The organism is Kocuria sp. (genome assembly GCF_030538595.1).
Taxonomy (GTDB): domain Bacteria; phylum Actinomycetota; class Actinomycetes; order Actinomycetales; family Micrococcaceae; genus Kocuria.
Map to the genome: position 1 here is coordinate 126,203 of NZ_JAUNTS010000004.1, position 20,689 is coordinate 146,891.

20 protein-coding genes are annotated in these 20,689 nt (G+C 61.9%); 12 read left to right on the forward strand and 8 right to left on the reverse strand.

Annotation, left to right across the window (positions count from 1 at the left end; translation table 11 throughout):
• Positions 1–28: 28 nt before the first annotated feature.
• Together Q4G32_RS05280 and Q4G32_RS05285 are read right to left on the reverse strand one after the other, a co-directional pair.
• Positions 29–880, reverse strand: a complete 852-nt coding sequence (locus tag Q4G32_RS05280) for a PhzF family phenazine biosynthesis protein (RefSeq protein ID WP_303349773.1) — start codon at positions 878–880, stop codon at positions 29–31.
• Positions 881–1,008: 128 nt separating this feature from the next.
• Positions 1,009–2,013 carry a TOPRIM nucleotidyl transferase/hydrolase domain-containing protein gene (locus Q4G32_RS05285; RefSeq protein WP_303349775.1) on the reverse strand — a complete coding sequence of 335 codons (1,005 nt, stop codon included), beginning with the start codon at positions 2,011–2,013 and terminating at the stop codon, positions 1,009–1,011.
• A gap of 279 nt (positions 2,014–2,292) precedes the next feature.
• Between Q4G32_RS05285 and Q4G32_RS05290 the strand changes: the two genes are divergently transcribed.
• The 7 genes from Q4G32_RS05290 to Q4G32_RS05320 all read left to right on the forward strand — a co-directional run bounded on the left by Q4G32_RS05290 (position 2,293) and on the right by Q4G32_RS05320 (position 8,324).
• The gene (locus Q4G32_RS05290) at positions 2,293–3,129 is read left to right on the forward strand and encodes an ABC transporter ATP-binding protein (protein ID WP_303349777.1); all 837 of its coding nucleotides are present in this window, start codon (positions 2,293–2,295) and stop codon (positions 3,127–3,129) included.
• Positions 3,126–4,418 carry an ABC transporter permease gene (locus Q4G32_RS05295; RefSeq protein ID WP_303349779.1) on the forward strand — a complete coding sequence of 431 codons (1,293 nt, stop codon included), beginning with the start codon at positions 3,126–3,128 and terminating at the stop codon, positions 4,416–4,418. Before Q4G32_RS05290 ends, Q4G32_RS05295 begins: the two co-directional genes overlap by 4 nt.
• Positions 4,419–4,501: 83 nt before the next feature.
• Positions 4,502–5,104, forward strand: coding sequence for a hypothetical protein (locus Q4G32_RS05300; RefSeq protein WP_303349780.1), 603 nt, complete (start codon positions 4,502–4,504; stop codon positions 5,102–5,104).
• A 72-nt stretch (positions 5,105–5,176) separates the two neighbouring features.
• Complete coding sequence (locus tag Q4G32_RS05305; RefSeq protein ID WP_303349781.1) at positions 5,177–5,704, forward strand: hypothetical protein; 528 nt, start codon at positions 5,177–5,179, stop codon at positions 5,702–5,704.
• Positions 5,705–5,725: 21 nt separating this feature from the next.
• A complete protein-coding gene (locus Q4G32_RS05310; RefSeq protein ID WP_303349783.1) occupies positions 5,726–6,202 on the forward strand; it encodes a hypothetical protein in 477 nt (158 codons plus the stop codon).
• 61 nt (positions 6,203–6,263) lie between these two features.
• Complete coding sequence (locus tag Q4G32_RS05315) at positions 6,264–7,061, forward strand: hypothetical protein (protein WP_303349784.1); 798 nt, start codon at positions 6,264–6,266, stop codon at positions 7,059–7,061.
• A 9-nt stretch (positions 7,062–7,070) separates the two neighbouring features.
• Positions 7,071–8,324, forward strand: coding sequence for a phospholipase D-like domain-containing protein (locus Q4G32_RS05320; protein WP_303349786.1), 1,254 nt, complete (start codon positions 7,071–7,073; stop codon positions 8,322–8,324).
• Positions 8,325–8,424: 100 nt separating this feature from the next.
• On the opposite strand, the gene Q4G32_RS05325 is transcribed toward Q4G32_RS05320, so the two are convergent.
• Both Q4G32_RS05325 and Q4G32_RS05330 read right to left on the reverse strand, forming a co-directional pair.
• Positions 8,425–8,838 carry a hypothetical protein gene (locus tag Q4G32_RS05325; protein WP_303349789.1) on the reverse strand — a complete coding sequence of 138 codons (414 nt, stop codon included), beginning with the start codon at positions 8,836–8,838 and terminating at the stop codon, positions 8,425–8,427.
• A 385-nt stretch (positions 8,839–9,223) separates the two neighbouring features.
• Positions 9,224–9,430: a cold-shock protein gene (locus Q4G32_RS05330; RefSeq protein ID WP_047691429.1), complete on the reverse strand. Its 207-nt coding sequence runs from the start codon at positions 9,428–9,430 to the stop codon at positions 9,224–9,226.
• 744 nt (positions 9,431–10,174) lie between these two features.
• Here Q4G32_RS05330 and Q4G32_RS05335 point away from each other — a divergent pair.
• Positions 10,175–10,840 (forward strand): hypothetical protein, encoded by a 666-nt coding sequence (locus Q4G32_RS05335; RefSeq protein ID WP_303349792.1) that lies wholly within the window; start codon positions 10,175–10,177, stop codon positions 10,838–10,840.
• 67 nt (positions 10,841–10,907) lie between these two features.
• Complete coding sequence (locus Q4G32_RS05340; RefSeq protein WP_303349794.1) at positions 10,908–11,732, forward strand: hypothetical protein; 825 nt, start codon at positions 10,908–10,910, stop codon at positions 11,730–11,732.
• 37 nt (positions 11,733–11,769) lie between these two features.
• On the opposite strand, the gene Q4G32_RS05345 is transcribed toward Q4G32_RS05340, so the two are convergent.
• Together Q4G32_RS05345 and Q4G32_RS05350 are read right to left on the reverse strand one after the other, a co-directional pair.
• On the reverse strand, positions 11,770–13,347 hold the full coding sequence (locus Q4G32_RS05345; protein WP_303349795.1) for a helicase HerA-like domain-containing protein: 1,578 nt from the start codon (positions 13,345–13,347) through the stop codon (positions 11,770–11,772).
• 58 nt (positions 13,348–13,405) lie between these two features.
• Positions 13,406–13,867 (reverse strand): hypothetical protein, encoded by a 462-nt coding sequence (locus Q4G32_RS05350; RefSeq protein WP_303349797.1) that lies wholly within the window; start codon positions 13,865–13,867, stop codon positions 13,406–13,408.
• Positions 13,868–14,100: 233 nt separating this feature from the next.
• Here Q4G32_RS05350 and Q4G32_RS05355 point away from each other — a divergent pair, with 233 nt between their 5' ends.
• From Q4G32_RS05355 to Q4G32_RS05365, 3 genes are all read left to right on the forward strand, one after another.
• Positions 14,101–14,760 carry an SDR family oxidoreductase gene (locus Q4G32_RS05355; protein WP_303349799.1) on the forward strand — a complete coding sequence of 220 codons (660 nt, stop codon included), beginning with the start codon at positions 14,101–14,103 and terminating at the stop codon, positions 14,758–14,760.
• A gap of 198 nt (positions 14,761–14,958) precedes the next feature.
• On the forward strand, positions 14,959–16,398 hold the full coding sequence (locus tag Q4G32_RS05360) for a sugar porter family MFS transporter (RefSeq protein WP_303349800.1): 1,440 nt from the start codon (positions 14,959–14,961) through the stop codon (positions 16,396–16,398).
• 97 nt (positions 16,399–16,495) lie between these two features.
• The gene (locus tag Q4G32_RS05365; protein ID WP_303349801.1) at positions 16,496–17,803 is read left to right on the forward strand and encodes an MFS transporter; all 1,308 of its coding nucleotides are present in this window, start codon (positions 16,496–16,498) and stop codon (positions 17,801–17,803) included.
• Between the two features lie 57 nt (positions 17,804–17,860).
• Here Q4G32_RS05365 and Q4G32_RS05370 read toward each other — a convergent pair whose 3' ends face one another.
• The gene (locus tag Q4G32_RS05370; RefSeq protein WP_303349802.1) at positions 17,861–19,255 is read right to left on the reverse strand and encodes a galactokinase; all 1,395 of its coding nucleotides are present in this window, start codon (positions 19,253–19,255) and stop codon (positions 17,861–17,863) included.
• Between the two features lie 76 nt (positions 19,256–19,331).
• Positions 19,332–20,609 (reverse strand): FUSC family protein, encoded by a 1,278-nt coding sequence (locus Q4G32_RS05375; RefSeq protein WP_303349804.1) that lies wholly within the window; start codon positions 20,607–20,609, stop codon positions 19,332–19,334.
• Positions 20,610–20,689: the final 80 nt, after the last annotated feature.

Genomic DNA, 20,689 nt, shown 5'->3' on the forward strand with positions numbered 1-20,689 from the left:
GAACGGGCCGCGCTGGTGCAGGACCGGGTCAGACCGTGACTCCCACGGTGACTTGGCCCTGCACCCGGGAGGTCACGGGGCCCCCAACCCAGATCTCAGCTCCCCGGGTGTGAACGTGCACCTTGGCTGATCGACCCAAAACGGTGCCCTGGGAAACCGTGTAGGAAGCGGGCGCAATCTCCTGCGGGACCAGCCACGTGGCAAAACTGGCGCTGAGGGCCGCTGCCGCGGGATATTCATTCACTCCCAGGGACGGAGCAAAGGAGCGCATCTCAAAATCTGCCGGGCCGCCATCCGGGTAGGCACCCATCACACCAACGCACAGTTGACCGAGTTCGTTGATGTTGGGATCCATGCTGATGACCGTGTCTGCATCTGCGATCAGCAGGCCCAAAAAGCCTGGGCCATTGTCCAGCCAGGTGGTGGCCTTGATGTCCCCAGCTTCCAGGCCCAGAACTTCCCGGGCCATTTCCACTGTCAGCTCATCCGGTCCGCCGCGGTCGTAGAGGGGTGGTGCGGTGAACTGCAGATGACTGTCCTCCTCTACAGAAATCTGCACGGTACCCGCAGCACATTCCTGAATCACCTGGCCTGGGGAGCGGGGTTCATGGCCGTGGTCCAGCCACGCCCGGCAGGCGGCCAGCGTGGACAACCCGGCAAACCTGACCTCCGTGGTGGGGCTGAAAAATCGCACGCGGTAATCCGCAGTGGAATCGGAGGCAGCGAGCACAAAAGCCACCTCCGTGAAGGCCGACCACTTGGCAATGGTGGACATGTCCTCCGTGCTGAGTGCATCGGCATCCAGGACCACTGCAATGGGGCTGCCCTGGAACGGAGAGGGCGCAAAGACATCCACAACAACGTGGGGGAGTACGGTCATGTCCCGTAGGTTATGGCCAACGCCTGTCACGTGCGCCATTGATCCAGCATCCGCCGCCGAATGACCCTGCAAAAGCGGACGGATGGATGCGGACACGACTAGAATTTTGCGGGTTTATGTGGCCGGACTCACATCTGATGGATGCGCGACTTTCGCAGAGTCTGAATCAAAGTGCCGAACGATTCGGGCAGATCGTGGAGGTCGGCTTCCTGAGCCGCAGCGCGCAACGCACCGTGGTTCTTGTCCGCCAGTGCAACCCCCGTCGCCTCCAAAGCGGCCATGAAGGAGGGCCAGGTGCTCAGTTCGGTTTCCAGACTCTCCTCCCACGCACACCAGAACGGCCCGATGCTCCCCGGGTCACCGCAGCTCCAGTCAGCTTGTTCCTGGGAGCAAGGCAGGGCGGTGGTCAGGGCCAGCGTTTGTGTCCGCCGGGTCTGGCGCACACGGTGGGCTGTGGAAGGCGCGGCTGGAAGCGGCCCGGCGTCGCCGTCGAAAATCACATAGGTGGCCACCCCCAACTGCGCCGCCAAACTGCGTAAAGCCGCCAACTGAACCTTGCCGTGTGCGGCCACCACCGTGAAGTTCAGCCCCGAACGCTGCAGCAGCACCTCAAAAACCGCCCGGTCCGTGGGCCCCTCAACCAGCACTGCGCGGCGCGCTCGCAGCAGATTGGCCAGAACGTAGGGGTCGGTGCTCTCCAGCTCCCGCCGCACGTGGTTACGCGGTCGCCCCACCGCGGCAGCTACGGCGGACAGATCGGTTTGTCGTGCGTACATGGGGGTGACTCGCACTATCTGCTCCACCCACCGACCGGGAATCGGGTCCATCGGTCCCGGAATCAGCACCGCTCGCGGGTGGGCGCAGGAGGAGGCCAGCTCCCGGGCCTGCTGTGCTGCCACATACAGCTCCCGGGGAGAGCGTCCCGCGGGAGCTTGGCCAGTGGGAGACCGGCCTGTGGGAGGTCGGCCTGCCGGAGACCCGCCAGTGGCAGAGTGCGACGTCGAACCCTCCAGCGCTTGCCCGTCTCCCCGGTGTGCTCCCTGCGGCCCCAAAACCACCACGGTGTATTCGGCCAGCCCCGCGGCGATCAGGGCATCCCGAGCAATGGTGCCCGCTGGAAATCCGCTGCTCACCACAACACTGAGACGTGTTCGCAGCCTCTGATGCTTTGAGTTTGTCCTGGCTGAAGCCAAGCTGCGGCGGGGTCGGCTCACGCGCTCAGCTTAGGTGATCGTCTACCACGTCCTCCCAGTTCATCCCTAAGTCGGAACTCTCCGCCACGAAACATGGCGTTAAGTGCGGCGGTTCATCCTCTCGGTGGATGTGTGCGGCCACAAGGTTGGAGACTATGGAAGTGTTCGTTCATTGGTGCGCAGGCTCAGCGTACGTAACAACCGCAGGAGGCGAAGGCGATGGAACCGCCTGTCCTTGAGACCGAGAACCTGGTCAAAGTGTATGGCCGAGGCGAAAACAGATTTGACGCGCTCAAAGGATTGACCTTGGAGATCAAGCGCGGTGAATCTGTGGCAATAGTTGGCAAGTCCGGATCGGGAAAGTCCACGCTCATGCACCTCATGGCGCTGTTGGACCGGCCATCCCAGGGGATTGTGGCCCTTGAAGGCCGCCCCGTGTCCGAATTGAAGAACAAGGACATCCACAAGCTGCGTAATGAGAGCTTTGGGTTTGTCTTCCAGCAGTTCTTCCTGAACCCCAATCAGACCGTTCTGGAAAACGTGGTGCTGCCGCTGAAAATTGCGGGTCTGCCCAAGCGTGAACGCAATGAACGCGGCATGGAGGCCCTGGAGCGCCTGGAAATGGCGGACAAGGCCCGTAACAAGGCAACAGACCTGTCCGGTGGTCAGAAGCAGCGCGCCTGCATTGCCCGTGCTCTGGTGACCAACCCGTCCGTGATTTTTGCGGATGAGCCCACGGGCAACCTGGACTCTAACACCTCTGACGTGGTGGAGGACATCTTGTTCGGCCTGCAGCGCGAACGCGGCATCACCTTGGTGATCGTCACTCACGACGACGACCTTGCTGCCAAGTGCGACCGCCGCATCTATCTCAAAGATGGCGAAATCATCTCCATTGAGGAAGGCCGTCTGGACACCGCTGAAGCCCAGGCTCAGGCGCAACCCGCGCAGACCAATGCTGTTCAGGCGCCCACCTACACCGCCACCGAGCCCTGGTCCAGGGCCAACCTCAGCACCGACGACGGCCCCAAGCACCGTGAGGAGGGCACCCGATGAAATCCACAGATGTTGTCACCACCGCCCTTGGCAACACCATGCGCTCCAAAGCCCGCACCATCCTGACGGTGATCGCCATTTTCATTGGTGCTTTCACCTTGACCTTGACCTCCGGTCTGGGTGTGGGCATCAACAACTACATTGATCGCTTGCTGCAGGGTTTTGGCAGCGTGGATCAGATCTACGTGCAGAAATCTTCGCAACAGACTTCGCAGCAGTCGGATTCCGGACCCCAATCGTATGATCCCGAGCAAGCCCAAGGTGCGCGGGAGGGCAGCTTTGGGATGCAGATGCTCAACGAAAGTGACATTGAGACCATCCGTGGCATTGACGGTGTGGATTCAGTGGAGCCGGTGGTCGCCGTATCACCCACTTATCTTGAGGCTGAGAACGGTGACAAGTACATCGCCTCCCTGGGTTTCCCCACCGACGCCGGAAGTCTGGAGTACGCAGCCGGACAGGCTCCGGAGGACGGGCAGGACGAAGTCACCGTCCCCTCCACGTGGCTGGACGCGCTGGGTTACAACAACGCAGATGACGCAGTCGGTGGCTCCGTCAAGATTGGGATGACCGATGCGGTGGGTGAGCAGCAAGATTTTGATGCCACCATTTCCGGTGTCACGGAGATCATGCTGTCAGGCCAAGGTTCCCAGCCCACACCGTCAATTTCTTTCAACAATGATCTGTACGACTATCAGAACCAAGGCCTCCCGGAGGAGGCAGTGCAAAGTCAGGGCTTTGCCATGGCTGTGGCCACAGTGCCGAACGTGGACCAGCAGACTTCGGTCAAGAACCAGCTTTCCGACGACGGTTTGGTGGGCATGACGGTCGAGGACCAAATTGGCGTGATCCGCGGCATCATCAACACCGTGACCTGGGTGCTGAATGGCTTTGCGCTTATAGCTTTGCTGGCCGCGGCCTTCGGCATTGTGAACACCCTGCTGATGTCCGTGCAGGAACGCACCCGTGAGATCGGTCTGATGAAGTCCTTGGGCATGTCCCCGGGCAAGATCTTCGGTCTGTTCTCCTCCGAGGCTGTGCTGATCGGTCTGATCGGTTCGCTGATTGGTGTGGGTGCCGGCGTGCTGGTCGGCACCGTGGCCAATGCCACGCTGACAGGTGAAGGTGGAGCTTTGGCCAATGTGGCCGGTCTGACGCTCTACGGCATTGCACCACTTCAGCTGGTGGGCATTGTTCTCCTGATCATGTTGATTGCCTTCATCGCGGGCACCCTGCCGGCTGCGCGTGCGGCTCGCAAGGACCCCATTGAGGCGCTGCGCTACGAATGATCGGAAGCCTCTGAGCCACCCCGCAACATCCATTTGATTCCGTCCCCAACCCCGAACACATCACCTCAAGGAGGGCAGTTTCCATGACAAACGCACCACAGAACCCTGACTACTCCCAGAACCCGCAATACGCGCAGGCAGGGAACAAGTACGGCACTGCCGGCTATGACCCCAACCAGAACTTCGAGATGACCGAGCCGCCCCGGATCAAGCGCTGGTCCCAAGCGACCGTGGGGTCATTGCTGCTGTTCCTGCTGTTCATCGTGATTGGCATCATTGCCCTGTTCCAGCCGGAGGCCAGGGACCTCTTCCGTCAGCAGTTCGAGGACAGCGGCCAGGCTCTTCCCCAGGGTATGAGCATGGATGACATGGTGGCCGCCAGCCAGATCGGCGGTGCTGTCGTCTTTGCGATCGCCGCCGTGCTCGGCCTCGTGGTCTACGCCTTGGTTTTGCTGGGGATCAAAAAGCGCTGGAACTGGGCGCGCATTTTGGGCATCGTGGTGGCCATTGTGGCCACGCTGTTCTTCGCCTGGAACCTCATTAGCTCTTTGGCAATTGTCGGAGCCAGCGGAGCGCTGGGTATCGGTTCGGTGCTGATCACGCTGCTGCTGGTGGTTGTCAACGTCTACTGGCTGATCTTGGCCTTCAACCGCAGCATTGCCACCTGGATGGCACGCCGCGCCTGAGCCTGTACGTCATTGACTGAACGAACCCCGTTTCCGCCCGGGACGCATGATTCATGCGTCCCGGGCGGGGGCATGCCCAGCAGTACACCCATCAACAGGGCCATCCGACCACGGTTGGTCAATGCGTTGGTGGGTCTCACGGTGCTGTCACTGTTCCTGCACGTAGCCGGTTCGATTGCCAGCATCGCAGCACTTCGCAGCGCCCCCATGCTGGATGCTTTACGGGAGCAATACAGCTTGGCGGGAGTTCCCGCTGATCTCATGCACGACGACGCTCTGCGTAACTCTCTGCTGGCATCCACCCTGGGCAACGTGGTTCTGGGCCTGTTGATCACCAGCCTGTTCGTCGTCGTCCTGTTTGGGCTCTTGTCCGGCAGTGATTGGGGGCGGTGGAGCGGTTTGACGCTGACTGTGGCGTTCCTGCTCTGGAATGTCTGGCGGGTGCTGCCGTGGTCGGCCACTGCCTCAGCCCCGGGGATTTACGGGCACTTTGCTGTAATCCTTGCCATCGTTTTTATGGCTGTGAATCTGTTGTGGCTTAGCGTGGCCTTCACCAAACCTGTGGTGTTGTGGTTTCGCGGCCGCGACCAACTCTCCTGACGCTTGAAAAGAGGACCATTCGTGTCTCAGTTCCCCGTTCCGCAGTCCCCCCGTGGTTCCAGCGATGGTCAGTTCAATTCCAAGAAACTCAGCACGTGGCTGTTGATCTCGGCCGGTGCTTACCTGGTGATGAACCTCCTGCACGTGATTGCCCGCACCACGGAGACTTACCAAACAAACGTGACATCCGCCGTCAATGAGCTGATGGGTGAGTCCGGGGTCACGATGACTCCTGAGCCTGCGGTGGGAGTGACCAACCTTTTGATGTGGGCTGTGGTTCTGGGGCTCTATGCCTTGATCAATGCCTTCCTGCGGCAGGGTAAGAACTGGGCCCGCGTGACCGGCATTGTGCTGGCCTGCCTTGGCTCCGCTGCTGCCTTGTTCGGCATGTTCAACATTCTCTTTTATGGCGCCTTCGGAATTGTTGTTGCCCTGGGTGTGGTGGCTTTCATCGCCGTGAATGTGGTGTGGATTGTGGCTGCTGTTCGCGGACGCTGATCCAGAGCCCAACAGACCCTCCACACGCCAAGATCCGAACGACGAGCACGATAGGCAACCAATGTCCCAGAACCCCGAGCAACCTCACCAGCAGGAGAACCCTCACCAGAGTGAGCAGTGGCAACAGCAATCGCAGCCCCATGCTGCGGAGGGCCAGCCGACGCCTCAGCCGCAGGGGTACGACCAGGGGCAGCCAGGCATTCAAGCCGGTGCGCACACTGGTGCATCTTCCGATGCCCAACCTGGTGCACAACCCGGCGCCTACCCCGGAGTGCAACCGGGCACCTATTCTGGCGCACAGCCCGGTCCATACCCCGGAGCGCAGGCCGGTCCGTACCCCGGGGTGACTCCCTATCCGATTCCTCAGCAGTATGCACAGTGGTACAACCCCCATGATGCGCCGGCCAAAGCACGGGATTTTGCTCTGGTGCATCTGGTCACCAAACCCGTTTATTTGCTTCTGCTGATCTCAGCGGCCCTGTATACGATCATGCGGATTGTGCCGCTGGCGGATGGTTGGATAGCTGCCTCCAGCGTGTCCGGTGCCAACGCCGTGGGCTTTCTTTTGGGTGCCGTGCTGACCATGGTGTTCTTCATGGGCCTCTACGTCTTGGTGTTGATTCCCATCACTTACGGCAAGAACTGGGGCCGAATTGTGGGTTTTGTGCTGGCCGGACTCGGGATCTTGGCGGCTCTGATCGGCTTGATCGGGGTGACCATGTACGGTCCCGTCCTTGCCATGCTGCTGGTCATTTTGGCGCTGCTGTTCATCGGCGTGAACATCGCCTGGATTGTGGCGGCCGCCAGGACCTGGGAAAAGCCAGTCCCCGCCCCGTACATGTATCCGCCGGTCCAGTAAGCTGAGGTCATGGCCGCTCAGGAGAATTCACCGCTGCGTCAATTTGTCCGCAAGGCGCTGGTGCGCACCGCCGTGGGTCTTGTCGGAATCCAGGCGGCCACCATTGGTGGGCTGGTTGGCTACGACGCCCTGACCAAAAAGAGTCGTAAAGTGCGTGCAGGCTTTCCCAAGCCGGGGCACTACGGCACGGACGTTGCCAACTCGGATGTTGATGTCTTCACCTTCGGTGCGGACTTGTTCGATGACATGCTCGAACAGATCGACAACGCTGCGCAGACCGTTTTTCTGGAGTCCTTCATCTGGAAGGGGGATGAATACGGTCAGAAGTTCTTGGACGCCGTCAACCGAGCCTCCGAACGCGGTGTGGATGTGCGTGTGGTGTACGACGGTTTTGGAAACCTTGTGGTGCCGGACAAGTTCTACCAATTTCACAAGGACGTTCACGTTTACCGGTTCCCGGTGTTCCGGCCTCGGCTGCTCATCACTCCCATCCGCGCCTCCGGGTTCACGCACCGCAAGCTGCTGATTGTGGATGACCAGGTGGCCTACATCGGCGGTTACAACCTGGGCTCCACCTACGCCACCGAATGGCGGGACACCCACCTGCGGGTCCGCGGCCCGGATTCTTGGGTGCTGCGGCAGTCGTTTGTGACTGTGTGGAATACCGTTGCCGCACGTGAGGACAAGATTCCGCGCATGGATCCGCCCGAATGGGATTCTCGGGTGCGCTGCTGGTCCAACTTGCCCATGCGCCGTGTTTACCCCATCCGCGGTATGTATCTGCAGGCCATCGACCGCGCCAAGGACCACATTTACATTTCCACCCCGTACTTCATCCCGGATCACCAGATCTTGGATGCCCTCATCCGGGCACAGGAGCGTGGTGTGGATGTGCGCATCCTGGTTCCCATGGACTCCAACCACGTTCTGGCCGACTGGGGCTCCCGCGGGTTCTACGTCACCTTGCTCAAAGCCGGGGTCACCCTGCTGCTCTACAAGGACGCCATGATTCACGCCAAGACCGCCACCATTGACGGCGTGTGGTCCACGGTTGGCACCGCAAACATTGACCGACTCTCCCTGTCCTTCAACTACGAGGTCAACTTGGAGATCATTGACAATGACCTTGCCGCTGTCATGGAACGAGTCTTTGAGGTGGACAGCTCCAACGCCCATCGCCTGACGTTGGATGAATGGCAGGCCCGCCACCCGCTGGCATGGGTCGGTGAGGCTGCGTTGGCGCCGCTGCGTCCCTTGCTCTGAGCATTCTCAAACGACGACGACGGCCGGGTGAACCTTGAATCCAAGGTTCACCCGGCCGTCGTCGTGTGTGGTGTGGGACCGAGCCTGTTACAGGTGTGGCTCAGTCATTGCGGTGTGCCGCCCATGCTGCCAGGAGCACCAGGGCCACCACGGCGCCGGCAACCACCAAACCAACGCGATCGTCCTCGGTCCAGTGGTTGGCCGACTGGTCACGACGGGGTGGATTGGAGCCAGCCGGGCGGTTCCAATCATTGCCCTTGACCGGTGCGCCGCCGTCGGGGTCGCGGGAGGTCTGGGAAACCTCGGCGGCACCCGCGTAGCTGGCACCGCGGTCCTTAGTGTGCTCTTGCTGGGCGCTGGCGTGTGAATCCTGCCCAGCGCTGTCCGGGGCGTTCACATCAAGGGGACTGGAGTCATCGCTGGACTGGTGTTCCTTGTGGACGGTGTTCTGGAGCCCGCTGTTCGGATTGGCTTGTTGGTGCTGGTCATGTCCGGGGATCGGGTTGTGCGGCATGATCCTCTCCTTGCCCGTTTGATCAGAAGTCATCACAAGGTGTGCTGGGGGCAACACCCATTGATTCCAACATACGGCCATCGCCGGTGAGTGGCGAATACTGAACCCGTCCCCGCCCTCGGCCCCCTTTCCGCCGACTTCCCATCTGACCGCGAGTTCACCGCCCGCAACGTGGGAGTTCGGCGCATTTGTGGGAAGCCGACAGCTGGATGGGAAGTGAACGTGGGTCAGGAGCGATCGTGGGCCGCGTTGAGGCTCCGATGAGCGGGAGAACGGGAACAGGTACCGCCCCGAACGTCCCTGCTCGTACACGTCGGTCCGTACATGGCAATCGGGCTCGGCATCCGAAAGGATGCCGAGCCCGATTGGAAGACTGGAACTAGTCTCAGTCGATGACGGTGATGTTCGCAGCCTGGAGACCCTTGGGGCCTTCCTGGACCTCGAACTCCACGCGCTGGTTCTCCTCCAGGGAGCGGTAGCCATTGCCGTTGATGGCGGAGAAGTGTGCGAAAACGTCCTGCTGAGAGTCATCGGGGCTGATGAAGCCGAAGCCCTTGTCGGCGTTGAACCACTTGACAGTGCCGGTCTGCATTATTGCTGGTCGATCCTTCCGGAACGGTAACGGGCGCCGACCTTCGGCGACCGATTGCCGTCGTTGTGCTCCTCACGACTAGGTCCCGGTGGACAGTCGGCCGCGAACGGCGGGGTCCCGCAATGGCGGGGGTTACTACAACAACTACATCTGACGGTACACGAGGGAGGGCCCTGCGGTCGCTTTCGCGCCAAAAATTAGTCAAGAGGTGCGTTAAGTTGCCGACTTCTGCATGAAATTCTGCCGGTCTTGGCTCGATGTGATGCACCGGAGCGGCGTATGGCGTGGTGCTCAACACATCCAGCGTCATGAGCTGCCGCGTACAGGAAACGTTGAGGTCTTCTTGGGTTAAATACCAACCCCGTTTCAGCCGGATGCCAGGCAGGCACGGTTAAGTAGTAGCTACCTCGAAGAGAGGACGGCAGCTCCGACTGGAGGGTTCGGACCTGCTGAGCTTCCTGTGGCAACGATGACGGTGGTGGTGCGTCGTCATCAAGAGCCTTGTTGCAGGAGGGGGACAGAAGAGAGCCGCTTGCCACTTGACCCCTGAGTGGTAGGCGGCTCTCTCTCATGCTCGGGAACTTCACATTCTGAACTACTTGTTCATGCGTTTGCAGGTAGTCTCCGCCTTCAAGGAGAGAAATTGCCCGGAACGCTGTGAAGTGTTGCGGGTCTGGGGGCTTGAGGATCAGGGGGTGGTCCTGCATGGGCTCATTGTCAGGGCAGTCAATGAGGTTCCCGAATGTGGGTAGCGCCAGTGCTTGGCGTGCACGTATCCAGATGCGTAACTGTGCCGGGGAGCTGGTGGGCGTCCAGGATGAGCTACTGCAACGGTCCTTTGCCGGTGTTCGTGAGGTCTTTCAGCGTTGCCTCACCTCGGCATTGGAGAGCATTGAGTCTTCCCATGACGCCAGTGGAAATGATCTTGCCGTGGGGTACCTGCCGATCGAGCAGGGCGATTATGCGCTGTGGTTCGACATCCAGGATCGCAGAGGGCTTTTCAAGCGCTGGGTGACCACCAAGGAGAGCTGGCAGACTGCCGTGGATGCGGTTTTGCGGGAAGCATCATCTGAGCTGATGGCTTTGCTGCGGGGGCTGGCCATGGCTCTGGACAATCAGGGCAAAGGGCTGATGATCAGGCCGGTGTCTGGTCCGGAGGGTGTGCAGTCCCGGGTTGAGCTCTCCGTGCCTTCCCAGCCCGCAGCCCGGCTGTCCGCTCGGCTGTGGACCTGGGCTCAGGAGCCGGAGGGTTTGGACACTGTCAGGAGCATGTTTGCGGTCCTTGCGGGGGCGGATGTGGCTTACGTGCAGGTGCTGCTGTATCCGGGCACGCCCCATGAGCAGTGTGTGTGCCTGGATGCCACACCGGAGTTCGCCGCTTTTGTCCGGGGTGACACGCCCGTCCCCTGACCTGGAACATAGGATGTGTGCGGTCCATGGCAAGAGTTCACAAGTTTTGCTGGAAGAGGTATCTCAGGTGAAAGCCCCTGCCTATCTACGACGTACCGGTGCCGTGGTGGCAGCTGTTGCCGTGCTGGTTCTCACTGGCTGCCGACCCGGTGAAGAAGCAACGGACGTCACGGGCCGCATGAACTCCTCCGCTCCAACCAGCCTGCAAATCCAGGTTGCCCAGGGCCCCGGGCAAGACCTGACCATGGCGGCCGGTGGGGTGGGGTCTGGACGGATCGGTACCGCCACTCCGGAGAATGACCCCACCACGGAGGCCTACTTGGAGGAAGTGGATCCATCCGCAGAACAGTCCAAGGATCCGTCCGAAATGGAGACCCCCATTGAGGAACTGGGTACGGGACGTCACGTTGTGATCGTGGATGACTCAGACACCGCCCGGGTGGCCACTGGGCGCTTGGATTCCGGCGTGGCCAATCACCCCGCGCTGGAAGACGGCCAGTACACCATCGCCCTGCTTGACGTGGACAGCGAAGGATGGATCTCCGGGATCGGTGTGGTGGACATGAGTATTGCCAACACCAGCATGACGGCCGCAGTCCCGGAAACTCACACCCGAACCCTGCCCGTTGTGGTGGAACAGGCAACTGCCGGGGAGTTGATCATCAACGCTTCCCCCTCCGCTCAGAACACTTCAGCGGAAATCTCCTGGCGCATGGTTGGTCCCGATGGAGAATCCGGCAAGGATTCAGATTCCAACCGCACCACCGTTGAGCTGGGCGGCGATGGCGACTACACCTTGGAGATCCGCGCCGCCATGGACGGCGCTCCTGAAGTCATCTTGCAGAGCGTCCGGTTGAGCTTCCGGGTCCAGGACGGGCAGGTCACCGCCTGAGTGCACCGTGGGTTGCTGGGTCTGGCACGGCAGCTGATCAACGACGACGCCGCGCGGTTCCGAACAGCGACCGGGTGATCTCGCGGCCCAGAACCGTACCTGCCGAACGCATCATGGAGCGCACGGCCGGGTTGTCCAAGAAGCCGCCGCCACTGGACTGCTCGGTGTCCCCAGAAGGTTGGCGGCGGGACGTTTCACGCGGGGTAGGGGGTGCTTGCTGTGCCGTGGGCGTCTGCTCCGTTTCCCGGGGAGCTTGCTCCAGGCGGCCCCGCAGGATTTCGTACGCCGATTCGCGGTCGATGGCCTCCGCATACTTGGGTGTCAACGGAGAGGCGGAGATGACGGCGTCGAACGTGGCATCCGGGGCCACGTCCATCAGTGACTGCGGTGCTCGCATGCGGGTCCACGCCACCGGTGTGGGGGCACCGGTCTCCGAAAGCACGGTCACCACGGCCTCACCGGTGCCCAACTGTGTCAGGAGCTGTTCAAGATCGTACTCAGAAGAGGGGTAGGTCCGTGCCGTGGCCTTCAGGGCTTTGGCGTCATCCGGGGTGAAGGCGCGCAAAGCATGCTGAACGCGGTTGCCCAACTGCCCCAGCACCTCCCCCGGGACATCTTTGGGCGTTTGGGTGATGAAAAAGACTCCCACGCCCTTGGAACGGATCAATCGCACGGTCTGCTCAATGGAGGACAGGAACTCCTTGCTGGCGCCCTTGAACAGCAGATGCGCCTCATCAAAGAAGAACACCAGTTTGGGCTTGTCAACGTCACCCACTTCAGGCAGGTCTTGGAACAGGTCCGCCAGCAGCCACATCAGAAACGTGGAAAACAACTCCGGGCGGGAGGCCACACCGGGTAGTTGAAGATTGGAGATGACTCCGCGGCCGTCGTCGGAAATGCGGAGCAAATCTGCCGTGTCGAATTCAGGTTCGCCAAAAAATACGTCCGCACCGTTGTTGGCAAAGGTGGTCAGCTCGCGCAGAATCACCCCAGCGGTCTGGGATGAGACCCCGCCAATGTTCTTGAGTTCGCCCTTGCCCTCATCCGAGGTGAGGAACAGGATGACTTCCCGTAGATCTTTGAGGTCCAGCAGGGCCAGGCCCGCCTGATCTGCGTAATGGAAAATCAACCCCAGCGCCGATTCCTGGGTCTGGTTCAGGCCCAGGACCTTGGCAAAGAGGACCGGACCAAAATCCGTGACCGTGGTGCGGATCGGTGCGCCTTTGCCCTGGCCGCCAAGGGTCAAAAAGTCCACGGGGGCGGATTTGGGCTGCCAGTCCTGCCCGATGGCCTTGGTGCGCTCTTCCAGTTTGGGATTGGCCTGACCCTCCACTGCGATCCCGGACAAATCTCCCTTCATGTCTGCCAGGAAGACGGGCACGCCAGCCTCGGAGAGCTGTTCTGCCATCATCTGGAGGGTTTTGGTCTTGCCGGTGCCCGTTGCCCCGGCAATCAGGCCGTGGCGGTTCATGGTGGCCAATGGCAGTCCCACTTGCACGGCGGGAACCGGCTGGCCATCGGACACAGCGGCCCCCAGGTTCAGCGTGGCGCCGTCAAAGGCGTAACCGGTACGGATGGCTTCCAACTGTGCGTCACTGCGGGTGTTTTCGCTCACGGCGCTGAGTGTACCGCCAGGGACAAGTCAGGGGCAGGGGGTGGCGCCTGCGCTCTGGCTACCGGTGACGTTCCACGTGTTTGACCAGACGCCGTGCGGTGGCAGCCAGATACCGCTCCGTCACGGTGTTGAGCAGCCCGGGGAATCGGCTCCAACGGCGCGCCGGGCGGCCGGCCACACTCAGGGTGATCCGAGTCCTGGTGGGTTCACCCGGAACGGGCTCCCACGCCACGGTGGTTCTGGCATCAACGGGGCCGCGGGTGGAGCGCAGCACGATCTTTTCTTCGCGCCGGAACTGGGAAACCACGGCAATCCAGGACGGGGTGAAGGGGCCCAGAGCCAGCGGATACTCCAGGACCGTGCCCGGGGCAATACGTTCTGTGGAGGAGGAAGTTCTGCCTCCCGGTGATGCCCAGAACCCCAGGAACGACCGTGCATCCTCCATGAAATGACCCGTCTCCTGGAGGGACAGGGGGATCTCCACCGAGCGAGAACAGGAATACGGCTTAGGGGGACGCATGATGCTCCACGAGAACTGATCTGATTTTGATGCTAAAGAATAAACCCTGTGGCTGACCGCAGCATGATTACGGTGCATCAGTGACGGCACATGACCCGTGTGTAGCTCTAGGTGAACAGGGCTGACGGTAGGTCTTCTCAAGTGGGAGCCTAGTGGGGAACTCAGTGGTGCCGCGTCTTGCACCCCATCGGTGGTGGCGTGGTGCCCTCTGTCCAACCCGAAAAGGATCTCTCATGACGAACGTAGTTTTGATCGGCGGACACGGCAAGGTTGCCCTAGTGGCCGCGCCCCTGTTGGTGGAGGCCGGGGAAGAAGTCAGCTCTTGGATCCGAAACCCCGAACATGCGGCGGAGATTGATCAAACCGGCGCCACTCCGGTGGTTCTTGACGTCCAGTACGCATCCACCGATGAGTTGGAACGGGCATTTGAGGGGGTCGACGTCGTCGTATGGTCCGCAGGAGCCGGTGGGGGCGATCCGCAGCGCACCTGGGCGGTGGACCGTGATGCTGCCATCCGCAGCATGGACGCAGCAGAGCGGGCAGGAGTGGGGCGCTACATCATGGTGTCCTACCTGGGCGCCGGGCCGGATCACGGTGTCCCGGAGGACAACTCCTTCTACGCCTACGCCCAGTCCAAGACTGAGGCTGACGCCCACTTGCGGGAATCCTCCCTGCGGTGGACCATTCTGGGCCCGGGCACGCTGACTCTGGACGAGCCCACGGGCAAGATCCACGTGGTGGCAGACGGTGAATCCGTGGACGACTCCTCAACCTCCCGAGCCAACGTGGCCCGCACCATTCTGGCCGCCATCCAGAACGACGCCGCGGTGGGGCGCACCGTGAATTACACCGACGGCGACCAGCCCATTGAAGAGGCTTTCGCGGGGAAGTAACCCCGGCGCATCGTGATGTGAGCACCGGACGCTGGTGTGGTTAACGCTCACTCCAACGACCGACTCCCCATCCAGCCGCGAGCTCCCACGTTTTAGCGTGGGAGCTCGCGTGTTTTTTGGGGAGTGGATGGTGCAGGGGGTGACTACTATCGAACTCGCGGATTCAGCTGTCCGCTGGGCGTGGACAAAGGAGCCGATGTGAGCGGTAGTGCTAACCAGGTCAGCAAGGTGCCGTTGCCGCCGCTCACCAAAGGCCCTCATAGCCAACGGCTGGGCGTTGTGGCCATGGTGGCCACCTTGGGCGGATTACTTTTTGGCTACGACACAGGCGTGATCAACGGCGCCTTGGAGCCCATGGCTGCCGAACTGGGTTTGGAGACAAGCGCTCAGAGCTTGGTCACCTCAACCCTGTTGTTCGGGGCAGCCGCAGGGGCATTGGGCATCGGCAGACTGTCCGATGCCTGGGGACGGCGCAGCACCGTGCTGCTACTGGCTGTCATGTTCTTTGCGGGGGCCGTCCTGTGCTTTGTTGCCCCCAACTTGATTGTTCTGCTGGCTGGACGGGCGATCTTGGGGTTGGCGGTCGGTGGGGCATCGGCGGTGGTGCCCGTGTTCCTGGCGGAGATGGCGCCCTACGAAATCCGGGGTTCCCTGTCCGGGCGCAACGAACTCATGATCGTGGTGGGCCAGCTGGCTGCATTTGTGATGAATGCGGTGCTGGGCAGTGCCCTGAGCCACTGGGAGGGCGTGTGGCGCATCATGCTGGTCATGTCGGCCATCCCAGCGGTGTTCCTGTTCGTGGGAATGCTGCGGATGCCCGAGTCCCCACGATGGCTCATGGTCAAAGGCAGAGACCGGGAGGCACTGGCTGTCCTGATGACCATTCGCTCACCGGAGCGGGCCAAGGCTGAAATCGCTGAGATACAGAGCTTGATCCAGCAGGAGCACTCGGTGCAAACAACTGGTCTGCGCAGTGTGATGGAGAACAAGTACCTGCTGCGGATCTTGGTGGTGGGCATTGCCATTGCTGTGTTCCAGCAGCTCACCGGCATCAACTCGATCATGTACTACGGGACGATTGTGTTGGGAGAAGCCGGCTTCAGCCGCAGTGCTGCACTGGTGGCCAACATTGCCCCCGGCGTGATCGCTGTGATTGGTGCCTTCATAGCCCTCTGGATGATGGAGAAGATCAACCGGCGGACCACCATCCTCACGGGTTATACGCTCACCGCCACATTTCACGTTTTGATCGCTGCGGCTTCACTGCTCATTCCGGAAGACGTCCCGGCGCGGCCCTATGTGCTGCTGGTTCTCATCGTGGGCTTTGTGGGTTCCATGCAGACTTTCCTGAACGTGGCCACGTGGGTCTTGCTCAGCGAGATCTTCCCGCTTCACATGCGCGCCGTGGGCATGGGCGTGTCCGTGTTCTGCATGTGGATCATGAACGGAACTCTGGCGTTGGTGTTCCTGCCCATGGTGCGCAGCCTTGGCTTGACCCCTACGTTCTTCGGCTTTGCCGCCCTCAATGTGATTGCCGTGGTGTTCTTTTACCGATTCCTGCCGGAGACCCGTGGACTGTCCTTGGAGAAGGTGGAGGAAGGGATCACGGCAGGCCAGATCTTCAAGGGACGCAGCTGAGACCAACCTGGCTCACCGGTCCGCGAGTGTGCTGCCCGGCAAGCACGGCACGGCAAGCACTGCGCGGTGGCATTGAGCCTGCGGCTACGATCGCTGAATGACCAAAACCCGCGGCCCGGCCCTTGCTCTTGTAGCCCTAGCCATCTTGGCCGCAGCCATCACGCTACGGCCAGGAGCCACCTCCGTGGGGCCCGTGCTTGCGGAGATCAGCGCGGGGCTTGAGCTCACCAGCTTTTCCGCCGGGATTTTGACGGCACTTCCCGGGTTCATGTTTGCCGCTGCCGGTGTGTTGGCTGTTCCGCTGTCCAAAAAATGGGGCATTGGGGCCTCCATCGGAGCTGGGCTGATGGTCACCGCAGTATGCCTGCTGCTGCGCCCTTACCTGGGGTCGGGTGTGCTGTTCATCTTGCTCAGCGCGATTGCGCTGTCCGGGATGGCCATTGGCAACGTGTTGGTCCCTGCTGTCATCAGGATTTTTGGCCGGGACCGGCCGGCTTTTCTGGCTGGTGTGTACTCCACCGGTTTGGCAGTGGGAGGTGCCGCTCCGCTCTTGATGGCCGGTTTCCTGTTGGCTGTGACCGGCGGTTGGCAGCTGGCTCTTGCATCTTGGGGCTGGCTTTCCGTTGGGGCAGCCGCCCTCTGGTTGGTACTGCTCCTTCGCTCCGGCGGGCAGCTGGGCCGAACCAAACCACAGTCGGATTCAACAGAGGCAAGCGCAGAAACACCCAGTGAACCTCCGCTGACCACTGCGGAACGGGAGGCCGTTCCCCAGTCCAGCCATCACGTGACTCACGCTGGGCGTCAAAGCGTGGCATCAGTGCGAATCTGGAAATCACCCACGGCCATGGCCTTGGCGTTGTTTTTTGGTTTGCAGTCCACCAACGCCTACATCCAGTTCGGGTGGATGGCCCAGATTTACCGGGATGCGGGACTGAGCCTTGGTCATGCCTCAGCATTGGTGGGGGTGATCGCGGTGTTGGGTGTTCCCGGTGGATTTGCCATGTCCTGGTTGGTGTCCCATTCACCCAGGTTGGCTTTCTGGATCACAGTCATGGGCCTGTGCATGGTGGCCGGTTACGCGGGGCTTCTTGTGGCACCTGACACCGTGCCGTTCGTGTGGGCCTTCCTCCTGGGGCTGGGCTCATTGGCCTTCCCCACGGCATTGGCCCTGATCACTGCCAGATCACGTGACCCGCATGTCACAGCGCGGGTCTCCGGATTCATCCAACCGGTGGGTTACCTCATGGCCGGATTCGGCCCGCTGCTCATTGGGATGATTCACGGCTGGACCGGGAGTTGGACCATTCCGCTGCTGCTGCTCCTGGCGTCGTCGTTTCCCTTGATCTATTTTGGCCGAAAGGTGGCCCGGGGCGGTCACGTTGACGATGAACTCGCTGCAGTTTGACCGCCTGCCCTGCTGAGCGCTGACAGCAAACCCACCGCGCAGCAGGTGGCAACTTCCTCAACCGCAGTCGCGGCACAGTTGGCCGCCCGGTGCACTGGGCTCAATGCACAGAAACCGTGGCCTGGGCATTCCCGCGGCCAGAACCGCGCGGTCAATGGCGCTGACCACGGTGTCCACTGCCTCCATGGGCAGCAGGGTCAACACGGAGCCGCCAAAACCGCCTCCGATCAGTCGTGCACCGGCGGCACCCGTTGCCACAGCAGTTTCCACGATCAGATCTGCCGTGGGGAAGGAGGCTTGGGCGTCGTCCCGCATGGAGGCGTGACCTTCGGTGAGAATTCGTCCTAGCTCGGCGGGGGGACCGCCCGGGACCTGCAGGTTGCCGCCACCGCGCAGCAGGGCGTCAATCCGTTCGGAGCGCAACATTTCAGTCAGGGCGTGGGTGAGGCGTCGTCGTGCATCCTGCGGATCCCGGCCCTCCACTTCATCCGACGACGGCGCCGCCGCATCCCACCGCTGCAAAACTCCCTCAACATCTGCCCGGGTGGGGGATTCGGGTAACAGGTCCCGTAGGCGATCCGTCCCCAGGAACCGGGCAGCAGCCTCCGCGTCCTGGCGGCGGGAACTGAATTCGTGGCCACCCAGCCAGTGCGGCGTATTGGTATCCACGCCCACCAAACGGTGCCCCTCCAACAGGGGCGCTGCCGGATAGTGCTGGATGCTGAAATCACGGCAGTCCAGGGACAGAATGTGCCCGGGCCGCGCTCGCAGACTGGCTGTTTGATCCAGTCCGCCGGTGGCAGCACCCACCACTTCCACCTCGGCCATCATGCAGGCACGGGCCAGGACCGCGCGGGTGGAATCGTCCAAGTCTGTGCGGCCCGTGGCCAAGGCAACAAAGGCCAGCATGGCTGCGCATTCCAGAGCCGCAGAGGAGGAGAGCCCGCCGCCCACGGGCAGGGTGGAGCGGATCAGCAGGTCTGCACCAAAGCCCGGGGGAACAGCCAAATCGGGATGCTCCACAGCGGCGATCTTCAGCGCCCACAACGCACCTGCCACATATCCGCTCCAGCCTTCAGGGCTGCCGGGACCAATGCTGTCCACCGGGACTTCCACGATCCCGTCATCCAGGCTGGGTTCCAGGGTGCGCATCCGCAGCAGCCCGTCAGTACGCGGGGCAGCCGCCACCAACGTGCCGTAGGGCAGTGCCATGGGGAGGCAACGGCCGCCCAGGAAATCAATGTGCTCCCCATTGAGGTTGGCCCGCCCCGGTGACATCCAGATGCCCTGCGGCTCGCGGTTGAACACAGCACGGAAACGCGCAAATCCGCGGCGGCCCATGGCTTCCAGGTCTGGATGCTCCACCCAGATGGGGTTGAGACCCTCGGGTGCACCACCAGCCTGGGATGGGACGTCACCCCATCCGGATTCGGATGCTCGGTTTGCGCTCACTGGGGCCTCCTGGGAACGGGCAGTGCTTTATGAGCCTAGTGCGTGTTGCAGCCCCACGCGCGCCCAGCCCGCACCCTCACTTAATCCTGGAGAACTTCACCGGGCGGGACAGCGTGAGCGGTGGGAGGGCCAACTGGCGGGTGCGTTTGGGCTTGGGCGGTGGGTTGCTGGCGCCGTGCGCGGTGACGGTCTGCAGGATGCGTTCCAGGTCCGTACTGACCGAAACCAGCCACCAGTGATCCCACGTGTTGCGGATCTCCAAGTTCTCCAGCTGTTGGGACAGATCAGTGATCCGAGCCCGCGCCCGGCGGGCCAAAATGGCGACTTCGTCCTTCTCCTGCTCGTCCAAGGTCAGCGGAACAATGGTGATGGCGGTGGTCAACCCCTGCAGGGAGTCGGTCTCCACGCGCCAAGCCACGCGCAGCACCTCGGCCACGGCGCGCAATGCGCGTTCCAGCTCTTTGGAAACCTCAGCCGGTACCACCATGTGGGAGCCGTCCACGGCGAACAACCTACGCAGCACATCCGTGAGGTTACGCATGTAAAAGGCCACGTATTCCACTCGGATCAGCCGGGCCAGCCTGGGGTCCTGGTTCTTGTAGTTGGGCAGCAACATGCGGGGATTGCCCTTCATGGCCGTGGCCTGCTCCTGGACCACGCCCCGCACTTCCGTGGTCATCTGGGCCAGCTGCTGATTGACCTCCACCCAGTCGCGGCGGGTGGTGGAACCCGGGGTGCGAACCTCACGGGCAACGTCGCGGAGATAGTGCATCAGCAGTTTCTCCGCCCGGCCCAGTTCCAGAGAGGCGGAGCGAATGTCCACGGGCGGTGCAATCAGCAGGTGCACCACCAGCCCGATCACCGCTCCGGTGGTCATCTGAACCAGATACCCCACCGAGTAGTCATCCGCATTGGGGCCACCGATCACCAGCACGAACAGTGCAGTCATGGGGATGTAATCCGCCCCGACACCCAGTTTGCGCACCCCCGCCAGAATGGTGCCCACCACAATCACAATGAACAGCGTGATCACGGTGTTCAAATCGGTCAGCAGCACCACCAGCGCCAACAACATGCCCAGTGCCAGCCCCAGGATGGTCTGCACGCCCGTGCGCATGGAACCCAGCAAGGTGGGATACATGACGGACAGCGCCCCGAGCGGTGCATAAAACGGATACTGAGCCACCACACCGGGCATGTGCGGTGCCACAATCCAGGCGATGGTGCAGGCCGTGGCCGCTTTGAGCGCCAGCAGCATACGGGGCGGGGTCATGGCGCCCTGGTGCCAGGGACGGATCAGGGGGGCGTCGTCGTCGCTGGCTGCCTGCGCCCGCGAACGGCTGAAAATGCGCACGAAACTCCTTGTGTCACAGCGGTGTGCGTGCGCCAGCGTATTAGGTGCGTTCGGGGCGAGTCGATGGGTGGCCGGTCACC

What these genes read in the sequence shown, in the direction of transcription:
- Q4G32_RS05280 (WP_303349773.1), bottom strand. Translation starts at nt 880, where the DNA reads ATGACCGTACTCCCCCACGTTGTTGTGGATGTCTTTGCGCCCTCTCCG.
- Q4G32_RS05290 (WP_303349777.1), top strand. Translation starts at nt 2,293, where the DNA reads ATGGAACCGCCTGTCCTTGAGACCGAGAACCTGGTCAAAGTGTATGGC.
- Q4G32_RS05295 (WP_303349779.1), top strand. Translation starts at nt 3,126, where the DNA reads ATGAAATCCACAGATGTTGTCACCACCGCCCTTGGCAACACCATGCGC.
- Q4G32_RS05300 (WP_303349780.1), top strand. Translation starts at nt 4,502, where the DNA reads ATGACAAACGCACCACAGAACCCTGACTACTCCCAGAACCCGCAATAC.
- Q4G32_RS05305 (WP_303349781.1), top strand. Translation starts at nt 5,177, where the DNA reads ATGCCCAGCAGTACACCCATCAACAGGGCCATCCGACCACGGTTGGTC.
- Q4G32_RS05315 (WP_303349784.1), top strand. Translation starts at nt 6,264, where the DNA reads ATGTCCCAGAACCCCGAGCAACCTCACCAGCAGGAGAACCCTCACCAG.
- Q4G32_RS05320 (WP_303349786.1), top strand. Translation starts at nt 7,071, where the DNA reads ATGGCCGCTCAGGAGAATTCACCGCTGCGTCAATTTGTCCGCAAGGCG.
- Q4G32_RS05325 (WP_303349789.1), bottom strand. Translation starts at nt 8,838, where the DNA reads ATGCCGCACAACCCGATCCCCGGACATGACCAGCACCAACAAGCCAAT.
- Q4G32_RS05330 (WP_047691429.1), bottom strand. Translation starts at nt 9,430, where the DNA reads ATGCAGACCGGCACTGTCAAGTGGTTCAACGCCGACAAGGGCTTCGGC.
- Q4G32_RS05350 (WP_303349797.1), bottom strand. Translation starts at nt 13,867, where the DNA reads ATGCGTCCCCCTAAGCCGTATTCCTGTTCTCGCTCGGTGGAGATCCCC.
- Q4G32_RS05355 (WP_303349799.1), top strand. Translation starts at nt 14,101, where the DNA reads ATGACGAACGTAGTTTTGATCGGCGGACACGGCAAGGTTGCCCTAGTG.
- Q4G32_RS05365 (WP_303349801.1), top strand. Translation starts at nt 16,496, where the DNA reads ATGACCAAAACCCGCGGCCCGGCCCTTGCTCTTGTAGCCCTAGCCATC.